Consider the following 12,166-nt stretch of genomic DNA (forward strand, 5'->3'; position numbering starts at 1 on the left):
GATGCCGGGCGACGGATGGTCGGCTCAATCAGGCGGCTTGCAGTTCCAGCGTTACGGTTTCGAAGCGGGACGATGAGGCGGTGAGCGTGATCGCTCCGGGCGTTCCCGTCGTCTCCAGCCAGAAGCCGGTCGTTCCACCCTGGAAGGCGATCGTCTCCGGTCCGATGACGCGGGCCGGGCCATCGACCGTGATCGTCACGACATCATTCAGGAAGGGCAGGCGGGCGCCGACCTGGTCCAGTGCGCGGACGATCACGCGGGTGCTGTCGCGTCCCTTTGCCTTCAGCACCTGCCGGTCGGGGCGGATGTCGAGCGTCGTCGGTAGCGGATTGGCGACCATGTGAAGTTCGGACACGGGCTTGCCGCCGAGATAGCCGGTGAAGAAGCCGTCCTCCCATTTCAGGCCCCAGACGCCGAGTTCGTCATTGCTGAAATGCCGGTGGTCGATAACGACGGGTGGGTGCGGCAGATGCGGGAAATTCTCCCGATCCGGGCCGATCCGCTTGGTCAGCGACCCGTAGCGCAGTTCGACCTCGTCGCAATTGGTGAGGATGATCAAGGGCAGCACGCCGCCGATGCTGCGCTCGCCGCGCGCCCAGTAGGTGACTGGCTTCAGGATCACCTCGTCGGCGGGATCGCACTGGCTGGCATAGACATAGGCTGCGAATTTCGGCTCTCGGAACATGTCGAGCACGCCGTGATAGCAGATGCGGTCGCCGGAGCCGAAATCCTGGTGGGTGTTGTAGTCGAACATGCACCAGCCGATGGCGCCGGAAATCGACGGATCGGCATGGGCGGCGTTGAGCACCTCCAGATGGCGGCGGACATGCTCGGCCTGGCGCTGCTCCGCATCGTGGATCTTCGTCGGGTACATGTGCCCGCCGAACTCGGTAATCAGATAGGGCACGTTGCGCGACAGGCCGGTGCATTCCTGCTGGCTGCGCAGCGCCGTGCGCGGCCGGTTGGCACCGGGCAGTTCCTCGTTGCCGAGGATGAAGTCGTTCATGGTGTAGACGTCTTCGAGCAGTTCGCTGTCGGTGATGTAGCGCACGCCGCCGGTCTGGCGCGTCGGGTCGAGTTCGCGGGCGAGGCGGTTGGTTTCGGTGTAGAAAGTATGGTCGTCGAGGGATTCGTTGATGCGCACGCCCCAGATGACGATCGACGGATGGTTCCAGTCGCGCTCGATCATCCGGCGGACGTTGCGGATCGATTCCTGCTTCCATTCCGCGTCGCCGATATGCTGCCAGCCGGGAATTTCCTCGAACACCAACAAGCCGATGCGGTCGCATTGATCGAGGAACCATGTCGACTGCGGGTAATGCGAGGTGCGCACCAGATTGCACTTCAGCATGTTCTTCAGGATATCCGCGTCGCCTTCCTGCGCGGCGCGGCCCATGGCGTAGCCGACATAGGGGAAGGACTGGTGGCGATTGAGGCCGCGGATTTTCAACGGCTTGCCGTTGAGGCGGAAGCCTTCCGGTGTGAACTCGGCGGTGCGGAAGCCGAAATGGGAGGAAGTGATGTCCGTTCCGTGGGCCGAGGTCAGGGTGACCGCGATCTTGTAGAGAACGGGGTTGTCGAGGGTCCACAGGTCGAGGCCGGGGAGGTCGCCGATGGTCAGTGTAACGCTGTTGCCATCCGTTCCGGCAGAGACACTGGCGAGAGTTTCGCCCGCAGCGTTCTTCAACTCGATATCGACCGTGCCGGTGAAGGCAAGGCCTTGCGGGTTGTTCAGATCACAGCGAACCGAAACGGATTTGGCATCCGCCAGCACATTGGCCGTCTCGATCTTGATATTGGCAATGGAAACCGGGGCAGTGACCTTCAGCCAGACATCGCGGTAGATGCCGGCATAGGTGAGGTAGTCGATACGGCCGCCGAAGGGCGGGATTGACGGGTTCTCGCTGCCGTCGATCTTGACGGCAATCAGGTTGTCGCCCTGTTTCAGGAGACCCGTCAGCCGCGCTTCGAAAGGCGTGTAGCCGTCCTTGTGGGCGATGATCTTCTCGCCGTTCAGATAGACAACGGAATCGGCCATCGCCGCATCGAAGACGAGCGAGACCTCGCGATTGGCGAAATCCGGCTGCCAGGCGAGGATCTTCTGGTAGGTGAAGGCGTGTTGATAGCTGGTCTCGTCGAAATAGTTGAACGGCAGCTCGACGGCGTTGTGCGGCAGGCTGATAGCCTGTCCCTCACGGTAGGTTTTTGCGAGGTCGGGTGAAAAGCCTTCGTGGAAGGTCCAGTTCTCATTGAAATTGGCAAGGATACGCATTGCGGTTTCCTGTGTTCGGGTCTGTTTGGAGGTTTCAGGCCGTGGTGCCCCAGCGGGCCTTGCAGGTGAGGGTGATGCTGTGCGGACCTTCAAGATCCGCGTCGTGACGGTCGATCAGGTCTACCACGGCATCCATGAAGGCGGCATGATCGAGGCTGAGCGTCGTGAGATCATGACAGTCCCAGGCAGCCATGGCGATGCCGTCCTGCCCGACGATGGCGAGATCATCCGGCGTATTGCGGTTGAGTACGCGACGGGCGGCATCGCGGGCGCCGATCGCCATGACGTCGTTGCCGCAGATGAGCGCATCGGCCTTGGAGCGGTGCAGCAGCAAAACCGCTTCCTTGAAGCCGGAATCATAGGAATAGTCGCCATAGGCATCCGCCTCGAAAGCCATGCCGTGCCTGGCCAGCGCATCGGCGAACCATTTGCGGCGCAGCTTGTCGATCCAGCTGGACGACGTGCCGGAGAGATAGGCGAAGCGCTTTTTGCCGTCCTTGACTATCTTGTCGATGATCTCGCCGGCTGCCGCCGATCCGTCTATGCGAATATGCGAGACGCTGTCATTTTCCAGCGGCTCGAAGGAAACGATGATCGGGCGTGTCGTGTGGAAGATTTCGACGGCGTCCTGCATCGACACCATGTCGGAAAACACGACGACATGATCCACCTGATAGGTGGAAGCCAGCCGCATCAGCTGCAAACGGTCGGTATGGTCGGCGCAGCAGAGAATGATCGGCAGCAGCTGCTTGGCCTGCAGGCGATGGACGAGCAGCTGCTGCTCTTCCGCCTCGCAAGGGTTGCCGATGGCGTTGACGACGAGGGCGACGAGGCGGGAGCGCTGGTTGTTGAGCGAGCGGGCAATGGCGTTCGGCTGGTAGCCATGTTCGCGGGCAACCGCGAGGATGCGGTCGCGGGTGGCGCCACCGATGCGGCTATCGGGTGAAAAGGCGCGGGAAATCGTGGCGGACGACACGCCGGCCAGCTTTGCCAGTTCCTTCGACGTGATCCGCTTCCTGCTCATGCCTGCCATTCCACCCGGTTTCAGGCAGCATCGATGAAGACGGACTGGCCGTCGGATGCTGCCGATTGCTTGATTGCATCCCACAGCCTGGCGAAGCGCAAGCCCATTTCAACCGAGCCTGAGTTTTCCAACAGGCCAGCGCGGATGGCGAGGAAGTTTTTCATCGGATTGCCGAGGATTTCCGCCTCTTCGCGGGTTCCGGGTTTGCCTTCAAGGCTGATCTCGCGCCAGCCGCCCCAGGCGTCGATACGCACGATCGCCTTCGAATAGAAAAAGGTGAGATGTGACGCACAACCGGGAGGTCCTTCGCCGGCGGCGGTCAGTGTCGCCAGTGCGCCGTTCTTCAGCCGGGCGGAGACGGCGGTGACGATATCGACGGCCGTGCCGCGATTGTTCATGTAGGCGGAGACGCGGTCGAAGTCGGAATTGGCCAGCATGCAGACGGTGTTCATCATGTGGGCGCCGGTATCGAACATGAAGCCGCCGCCGGAAATTGCCGGCTGCTGTTTCCAGTGGCCGGCATAATTGCTCGCCCAGCTTTCCCAGATGGTTCCGGCAATGGCGATCAGTTCGCCGAACTCGCCCGCTTCTGCGCGCTTGCAGGTATCCAGCACCAGCGGCGAGAGGCCGCCCTGGAAGGCGGTGACGATCAGGACGCCGGATTTCTTCTGCGCGGCAATCAGCGTTTCGGCTTCCGCGACGGTCGTCACCATCGGCTTTTCGAGGAAGATATCGAGCCCGGCTTCGGCGACGGCGGTTGCCTGCTCCGCGTGGAAGGCGTGCGGGGTGGAGATGTAGATCGCATCCATCTCGTCGCGGCAGGCCGACAGCATCTCGCGATAATCCGTGAAGCATCGCGGGGCAGGCGCACCCGTCGCGGTCACGATATCGACGAGCCGCTGGCGCGAGGCCTCGGTGACATCGGCGAGCGCGACGAAGGTGATCTCCGGCATGGCCGCCCAGCTCTGCGCATATTCGGCTGCTTTCAGCCCGGCGCCGATGACGCCCAGGCGCAGTTTCGATGACATGAAAAATCCTCCCGCTGATTTTGTGTACACGATTACACAACTGTGAAATTCAAATCAATATGAAAATAAGTGTTGAATTTCATATCTTTAATTTCTCATGGAGTGACTTATGAAAATCACTATTGCCTCATTTCAGAATACGTGTACATTTTTTCATGCGGCGCTGGAGGGCACCGTGAGGAGAAATGGGAGGATAATCCGTGAACAGAACGGTATTGGTGGGCCTGTGTGCCATCACGCTCGGCGCATTCGCGACGCTGGCGCAGGCAGAGACGATCCGCATTGCAAACCACGGTCAGGCTGGCATCAACGCCATGAAGTCGACCGTCGCAAGAATCGAGAAGAAATACGGCATCACCGTCGAGGTCGTGGAATATCCCTCGCCCGACAAGGACTACATGACCAAGCTCCTGACCGAGCTCGGCGCCGGCAACGCGCCCGACATATTCTCCGCGCCGACCACGGCCTACGTTGCCGATATGGTGGCAGCCGGTTATCTCGCGCCGATTACCGCCGAGTTCAAGGCCTGGGATGGCTACGCAAACTTTTATGACGTCGCCAAGCAGCTGGCGGTCAGCCCGGACGGCGAGACCTATGTCATGCCGTTCATGCTCGGCATCCAGGAAATCTATTTCCGCCGCGACGTTCTCGACAAGGCCGGCATTTCGACCGAGCAGCCGAAGGACTGGGCCGATCTGCTGGCACGGGCCGCCGAAATCAAGGAAAAGACCGGCGCCTATGGTCTGCTGTTTCCGGCCGGCGTCAGCTGGGGTACCGGCGCGTTCGACGAAGGCTTCCAGCACTTGCTGGTCGGCTCCAAGACGCCGCAGCTGGCAACCGAAGATGGCAAGCTCGACCTGACGGGCGAGGGCGTCAAGGACGTGTTCGGCGTCTACAAGGAACTGATCGACAAGGACCTGATGCCGACGCAGCCGCTGCTCGGGCCTGAGCCCTGGGTCATTCCGAAATACCAGATGTTCCCGGAAGGCAGGCTGGCAGCAACGACTTGCGGTTCATGGTGCTACATTTTCGACTGGGGCCGCGAGAGCAAGAACCCGATCCCGGATGTCGAAAAGGCTGTCGGAACCTGGACCATTCCGGGTCAGACCGGCGGACAATATGTGCTCGCCAACCTGGCTGCTCCGTGGGGCGTCAACTCCAAGGCTGAAAACCTGGAACTGGCCAAGAAGGTGCTGATGGAAATCGGCTCGGTCGAGACACAGGTGTCCTACGCTGCGCAGATCGGCAATATCCCGGCCAGCAAGGCAGCGGCGCAGGATCCGGAGTTCCAGAAGCTGACCGAACTGCTGCCGATCCATGCGGCGGCTGAAAACGGCGTCTACCTGAAACAGGCTGCCGGTTTTGCCACCGTCGCCGAAGGTGTCGCCCGCGCTACCGAAGCGCTGCTGCGCAAGGAAACCGATGCGGCCGGCGCGCAAGCGATCCTCGTCGACTATGCACGCGAAATCCTGGGCGAAGAAGCGGTCAAATAATCCTCCTGACCGTTGATCATCCAAAGGGAGACGCGACCCGCCACCTTAACAAATGGCATTGGCCGCGTCTCCCCCGCTTTTTCTTTCATGCCGCAGGGTCCCATGGTTCGAAGCACATACGAAAAGCGCGTTGCGCGGCAGCTCCTGCTGATCCTTTCGCCATCCCTGCTGCTGCTTTTGGCCTTTGTCATCTATCCCGCCGTCTATTCCGTCTATCTGAGCTTCACCAACGAGGCGCTGACGGGTGCGGCGGCACTCAATCCCCGGTTCGTCGGCCTGCGCAACTATTCCCGGCTGCTGCATGACGCGAAGTTCTGGAACTCGCTGCTTGTTACTTTCTTCTTCGTCGTCGGGTCGGCGATCATCGGGCAATTCGTGCTTGGCCTGATCTCGGCCATCCTGCTGCGCCGGAATCTCGCCTTCAAACAGCTGTTCAGCTCGATCATCCTGTTGCCGAACGCTGCACCCGAAGTGGTCGCCGGCTTCATGTGGATCTCGATGCTAGCCGGCGGCGAGAATGCGACGCTGTCCCGCATCGTGATGTTCTTCGGCATGACGCCGACCGACTGGCTGCAGACCTTTCCGCTGACGATGATCATCGTCGTCAACACCTGGCGCGGCATTGCCACCGCGATGATCCTGCTGACGGCGGGCCTCAGTACAATTCCGTCCGAGGTCTACGAGGCAGCCCGCATGGACGGCGCCAACCCCTCGCAGATCTTCCGGCGGATCACGCTGCCGCTGATGATGCCGACGATCCTGCTCTACATGCTGATCTCGGCCGTCTCGACCATTGCCGTCTTCGGCCTCGTCTATGCGCTGACGCGCGGCGGGCCGGGCGGAGCGACGGAGGTCATCAGCATCTATATCTACAATCAATCCTTTACCGCCTTCCAGCTGGGCTATGGCGCTGCCGTCGCGGTGGTGGCGCTGGCCATCTCGCTGGTGCTGGGCATCGCCTATGTGCGCGCCATGAAAGTGCAGCTCTGAATGACGGATTTCGCTCTCGACAAACCCGGGAAATCGCGCCGGCCGGACCTTCTGGCCTATGCGACCCTGTCGCTGATCTCGGCCTTCTGCGCCGTGCCGTTCTTCTGGGTGCTGCTTGCCTCGCTCGACGGCAATGCGCAGCTATTCCTCAGCTGGCCGCGCGAATGGACGCTCAACAATTATGTGCGCGTGTTTGCCGAGGAGGACGGCGCGCGCTGGGTGTTCAACTCGCTGTTCGTTGTCGGCAGCGCGACGCTTTTGGTCATGGTTCTGGCCGGGCTTGGCGGTTATGCGCTGTCGCGCACGCGGGCCTGGTGGAAGCAGCCGTTTCTCTACGCCATCCTTTTGATCCGGGTGCTGCCGCCGACGGCGCTGGTCGTTCCGCTCTACAAGATCCTGCTGACGCTCAACAATATCGAGGGCAATCTGGTCCGGATCTTTGTTGGTGGCGACACGGCGCGCGCCATCATGCGCTGGATCGGCTTCATCGACGGTTATCTCGGCCTGATCCTTGTGCTGGCGACGATGCAGCTGCCGCTGGCGCTGTGGATCATGAAGACCTTCTTCGACGGCCTGCCGCGCGACTATGAGGAGGCGGCGGTGATGGATGGCGCGACGATGCTGCAGCGGATCCGCCGGGTGCTGATTCCGCTGGCTCTGCCGGGGCTGGCGGCGGCCGGGCTGTTTGCCTTCATTTCGGCCTGGGGCGATTTCCTCTTGCCGCTGATCCTGTTGTCGTCGCCGGAATTGCAGACCCTGCCGCTCGGCCTGTTCCGCGCCTTCCTGCGCGTCAACACCATCGACTACGGGTTCCTCGCGGCCCTTGCCTTCATCTACCTGATGCCGGCCGTCATCGCCTTCGGTTTCGCGCGGCGGTTCCTCGTCCAGACATTCTCAGGCGGCGTCAAGGGATGACGCGGCCAAACGACAAGAGCATTTGACATGATCAATCTCAGGAACGTCCGAAAATTCTATGGCGCGCTGGAAGTCATCAAGGGCGTCGATATCACCGTCGAGGATGGAGAATTCGCCGTCTTCGTCGGCCCGAGCGGTTGCGGGAAATCGACGCTGCTTCGGATGATCGCCGGGCTCGAGGGCATCGATGAGGGCGACCTGATCCTTAACGGTAAGCGCATCAACGACGTGCCGCCGGACAAGCGCGGCATCGCCATGGTGTTCCAGTCCTATGCGCTCTATCCGCATATGACGGTGGCCGAGAATATCGGCTTTTCGCTGAGCCTTAAGAAGGTGCCGGTCGCCGAGATCAAGCGGCAGGTCGGCGACGTCGCGGAAATCCTGCAGCTGACCGATTATCTCGACCGCCGCCCGGCCGCCCTTTCCGGCGGGCAGCGGCAGCGCGTGGCGATCGGCCGGGCGATCATCAAGAAGCCGTCGTTGATCCTGTTCGACGAGCCGCTGTCCAATCTCGATTCGGCCCTGCGCGTGCAGATGCGCGCCGAACTGCAACGGCTGCACCGGGAACTGAAGGCGACCGTCGTCTACGTCACCCACGACCAGGTGGAGGCGATGACCATGGCGGACCGGATCGTCGTGCTCAACAAGGGCACCGTCGCGCAGGCCGGCCATCCGATGGACCTCTATCATTCGCCCGACAACGAGTTCGTCGCCACCTTCATCGGCTCGCCGAAGATGAACATTCTGCCGGTAACGCTGTCGCGGCCGGATGCGGGAAAGCTGCGGCTTGAGAATGCCGATGGTCTTGCGATCTCGCTTGCGGACGGCGGCGCCAATGTCGCTGTAGGCGAGGCGAAGCTCGGCATCCGGCCGGAACACCTGAAGGTTTCGCTGGGCGGCCAAGGCGATTTCTCGGCCGAGGTCGTCATCGTCGAGCGATTGGGTGTGGAAACATACCTGGCGGTCGGTTCGCCGAAGGATCCGATCGTGGTGCGCGCCGAAGGCGACCTTTCCATCCGGCCCGGCGACCGTGTTTCGCTGACGGTCGATCTTTCCGCCTGCCACCTGTTCGATTCCAACGGCCTGGTCATCCGCCGGCCGCAGACACTCTGAAACCATCGAGGACATCATGAAGACCAAGGTTACCATCTGGAACGAGGGCCGCCACGAGCAGGTTCACAAAGCCGTCCAGGACATCTATCCCGACCGGATCGACGGCGCGATCGCCGCCGGCATCGCCCATCCGGATTTCGACATCCGCCGTGGCACGCTCGATGATCCCGATGAGGGCCTGCCGGACAGCGTACTCAACGACACGGATGTGCTGCTCTGGTGGGGACACATGGCGCATGAGGAGGTCAGCGACGGGCTGATCGACCGCATCCAGCAGCGCGTGCTGAAGGGCATGGGGCTGGTCGTGCTGCATTCCGGTCACCACTCGAAACTGTTTCGCCGGCTGATGGGTACCAACGCCAATCTCTCCTGGCGGGAAAAGCCGGAGGGCGATCTTGAGCGCGTCTGGGTGATCAATCCGTCGCACCCGATCGCCGAGGGCCTGCCGCCGTTCTTCGAGATCAATGCGTCCGAAATGTACGGCGAGCCCTTCGATATTCCGCAGCCGGACGAACTGATCTTCCTGTCCTGGTATTCCGGCGGCGAAGTGTTCCGCAGCGGCTGCACCTTCCAGCGCGGCAGGGGCCGCATCTTCTACTTCAGCCCCGGCCACGAGACGTTCCCCATCTATCACGACAAAAACGTGCACCGGGTGATTTCCAACGGCATCCGTTGGGTGAAGCAGGCGCATACGGACGGCCGCATTCTGGAAAACTGGCACCGTGCCGAGCCGATTCATAAGCGTCCGGATTGAACTCGGTTCTCCGCCAGTGCTGAGGTTCGGTTTCCGGCCGGTCCCCAATCATGAGCTGTCAAGTCTGTTACTCGCCCGTCGCGCTCGCCCTTGTGGCGGGCGTCAGCGTGTTCAAGTCATTGAATATAAAAGATTATTTCAGGAAGGTGGCGCGATTGCGCTGTTGCGGGGTGCGCTCGGTAACGAGGCGAATTTGTCGGTTTCCCAGAAAGCCGGATATGGGCGCGCAAGATCGATGCGATCCAACGAGATCGTTTCGATGATCACCGGCGCCAATTGAGGCCGGGATTTACGCAGTCCTGAGCGCAGGCGCGTTGGTCTGCGCTGGCGGTGGGGCGTAGGCCCGCATGAACGTGCGCACCGCATTGCGCGCAGCACTTTCCAGTTCTGCTTGCGTTGGCGTTACGCCAAACAGCGTGCTCATCTGCAGGTCCGCATTGACCAGGGCCAGGAACTGTCTTGCGGCGACATCGAAGTCGTCGATCTGCAACAGGCCCTTGCGGGAAAGCCGGGAGAGAAGGGCTGCCAGTGCCGTGCCGATCTTGCCAGGCCCATGCTGGCGCCAGGATTCGAACAGATGCGGGTAGCGCTCGCCTTCGGATAGAACCAGCTTGCGCAGGAATTTGCCATCCTGGTTGCAGATGCAATTGTGGCTGAGGCGCACGGCGAAGGCGGCAAGATCGTCTTCGAGGCTTTCCGGGTTCTCCGGAAAGCTCGACAGGGTCGAAAACAGCATCGCATTGGCGCGATCCATGACATCCTCGACCACCGCCATGAAGAGATTGTCCTTCTCGCGGTAGTGGTTGTAGACCGTCTGGCGCGAAACGCAGGCTTCCGAAGCGATTTCGTCGATGCTCGCACCGGCAAAACCCTGGCGGCAGAAGACTTCGGCTGCGGCTTCCAGAATAGAGAGACGCTTGGCGCATTGGCCGCGCTGGCTGTGTACGGACATCTTGGGAACGGTATCGTTGGGACTTTTCATGCACAGAAGATAATGCCTATTGACGTTTTAGACAATGGTGTCTAATTTTACACCTGTGTCCAATTTTATTGACACAGGCTGCCAAGTGGTTGCGAGTTCCTCCCAAGCGCCGCGCGACCGTTTGGCAACGATCACATTGAACCCTCGTGAGAGCAATGCAGCGCCAACCGGATCCGGTTTTGCGCTGCTGTTTTCTGAAAGATGATCACCATGACATCCTCTTTTTTCCGCACCGCGCTCATTCTTGGTCTCTTGTCCGCCATCGGTCCCTTTGCCATCGACATGTATCTGCCGGCTTTGCCATCGATCGGGCAGGACCTCGGCGCTGAAAACCACATCGTCCAGCTGAGCCTGCTCGCCTTCTTCATCTCATTTGCCCTCTCCCAGCTCGTCTACGGTCCCCTGTCGGACATGTGGGGACGCAAGGCGCCGCTCTATATCGGCATCGGGATTTTCACTGTCGCCAGCATTGGCTGCGCACTGGCGAGCGATATCGAAACCCTGATCGCCTTCCGCTTCCTGCAGGGCATCGGCGGTGCCGCCGGCATGGTCATTCCGCGCGCCATCGTCCGCGACATGCATACCGGCGTGCAGGCTGCGCGTCTGATGTCGCTCCTGATGCTGGTGTTCAGCATTTCGCCCATTCTTGCGCCGCTGACCGGCAGCGCGGTCATCGAGTTCTACGGCTGGCGCGGCGTATTCTGGGCCGTGACGCTTGCTGCCTTCATCGGCCTGATCCTGCTGGCGACGCAATTGCAGGAAACCCGGCCGAAGGAACACCGCGCCGAAAGCGGCCTGCGCAGCGCGATGGCGGCTTATGGTCTGCTGCTTCGGGACAAGAACTTCCTGACACTCACTTTTATCGGCGGCCTCGGCATTTCCAGCTTCCTCGTCTATCTGGCAAACTCGCCCTTCGTCTTGATCGACTATTACGGTCTGACGCCGACGCAATACAGCTTCGCCTTCTCCATCAATGCCGTGTCGTTCTTCACGGTATCGCAGGCAACCGGCTGGTTCGGCGAACGCTTCGGCCTTGTCCGTGTCATGCGCATCGCAGTGACCGCTTTCGCGCTCACCATGGCCGCGATGGCCATCGTCATGAGCCTCGGCTTCAACCAGTTGCCGGTTCTGGCCGCCTTCCTCTTCGTCGGCTACGGCTTCCTTGGTCTGGTCATTCCGACAACGGCGGTGCTTGCCCTGGAAGAGCATGGCGAGATTGCCGGTACGGCATCGTCGCTGATGGGCACGCTGCATTTCGTCACTGCCGCGGTTGCGATGGTCGTCGCGTCGGTCTTCTTCGACGGCACGGCCGTCCCGATGGCCATGGGCATCGCGCTCTGCGCGGTCGGGGCGCTGCTTCTCACCCAGGCGACCATCGGTCGGCGCCGCGCGGTTGCCGCCGCCGAGTAAAATCGCCGGCCATTGATTTTGGACAAATTGCCAGGGCCCGGGACAAGCGTTCCGGGCCTTGGCAATTTTAACAGGCTTCACCGCTGATATCGAGATTGGACGTCGATACGTTTTCAGCCGCGCGACGTCGCAGAGGGGAGGGGCACCGCGTCTTTCCAAAGCCAGCTTCAGCATGACGGCGTTAA

The 12,166-nt window shown here is 61.2% G+C and carries 10 protein-coding genes; 6 read left to right on the plus strand and 4 right to left on the minus strand.

Annotated features, from left to right (window positions below):
• Positions 1-28 precede the first annotated feature (28 nt).
• From J2Z75_RS18410 to J2Z75_RS18420, 3 genes are read right to left on the minus strand one after another with little or no spacing between them, the layout of a single operon-like run.
• Entirely contained in the window at positions 29-2,272 is a 2,244-nt protein-coding gene (locus J2Z75_RS18410; protein ID WP_209854205.1) for a glycoside hydrolase family 2 protein, read from the minus strand.
• Positions 2,273-2,306: 34 nt separating this feature from the next.
• Complete coding sequence (locus tag J2Z75_RS18415; RefSeq protein WP_209854206.1) at positions 2,307-3,305, minus strand: LacI family DNA-binding transcriptional regulator; 999 nt, start codon at positions 3,303-3,305, stop codon at positions 2,307-2,309.
• A gap of 11 nt (positions 3,306-3,316) precedes the next feature.
• Positions 3,317-4,324: a Gfo/Idh/MocA family protein gene (locus J2Z75_RS18420; RefSeq protein ID WP_209854207.1), complete on the minus strand. Its 1,008-nt coding sequence runs from the start codon at positions 4,322-4,324 to the stop codon at positions 3,317-3,319.
• Positions 4,325-4,524: 200 nt separating this feature from the next.
• Between J2Z75_RS18420 and J2Z75_RS18425 the strand changes: the two genes are divergently transcribed.
• The 5 genes from J2Z75_RS18425 (at position 4,525) to J2Z75_RS18445 (ending at position 9,589) form a co-directional block, all read left to right on the plus strand.
• Positions 4,525-5,817, plus strand: a complete 1,293-nt coding sequence (locus J2Z75_RS18425; RefSeq protein ID WP_209854208.1) for an ABC transporter substrate-binding protein — start codon at positions 4,525-4,527, stop codon at positions 5,815-5,817.
• Positions 5,818-5,919: 102 nt separating this feature from the next.
• Positions 5,920-6,807 (plus strand): carbohydrate ABC transporter permease, encoded by an 888-nt coding sequence (locus tag J2Z75_RS18430; protein WP_209854209.1) that lies wholly within the window; start codon positions 5,920-5,922, stop codon positions 6,805-6,807.
• Positions 6,808-7,722 carry a carbohydrate ABC transporter permease gene (locus tag J2Z75_RS18435; RefSeq protein WP_209854210.1) on the plus strand — a complete coding sequence of 305 codons (915 nt, stop codon included), beginning with the start codon at positions 6,808-6,810 and terminating at the stop codon, positions 7,720-7,722.
• A 27-nt stretch (positions 7,723-7,749) separates the two neighbouring features.
• Positions 7,750-8,835: an ABC transporter ATP-binding protein gene (locus J2Z75_RS18440; RefSeq protein WP_209854211.1), complete on the plus strand. Its 1,086-nt coding sequence runs from the start codon at positions 7,750-7,752 to the stop codon at positions 8,833-8,835.
• A 16-nt stretch (positions 8,836-8,851) separates the two neighbouring features.
• The gene (locus J2Z75_RS18445; protein ID WP_209854212.1) at positions 8,852-9,589 is read left to right on the plus strand and encodes a ThuA domain-containing protein; all 738 of its coding nucleotides are present in this window, start codon (positions 8,852-8,854) and stop codon (positions 9,587-9,589) included.
• 289 nt (positions 9,590-9,878) lie between these two features.
• Here J2Z75_RS18445 and J2Z75_RS18450 read toward each other — a convergent pair whose 3' ends face one another.
• A complete protein-coding gene (locus J2Z75_RS18450) occupies positions 9,879-10,541 on the minus strand; it encodes a TetR/AcrR family transcriptional regulator (RefSeq protein ID WP_209854213.1) in 663 nt (220 codons plus the stop codon).
• 240 nt (positions 10,542-10,781) lie between these two features.
• Here J2Z75_RS18450 and J2Z75_RS18455 point away from each other — a divergent pair, with 240 nt between their 5' ends.
• The gene (locus J2Z75_RS18455) at positions 10,782-11,981 is read left to right on the plus strand and encodes a multidrug effflux MFS transporter (protein WP_209854214.1); all 1,200 of its coding nucleotides are present in this window, start codon (positions 10,782-10,784) and stop codon (positions 11,979-11,981) included.
• The last annotated feature ends 185 nt before the right edge of the window (positions 11,982-12,166 follow it).

Origin of the sequence: Rhizobium herbae (genome assembly GCF_017873135.1) — a bacterium.
In the GTDB taxonomy this organism is placed as follows: Bacteria; Pseudomonadota; Alphaproteobacteria; order Rhizobiales; family Rhizobiaceae; genus Pararhizobium; species Pararhizobium herbae.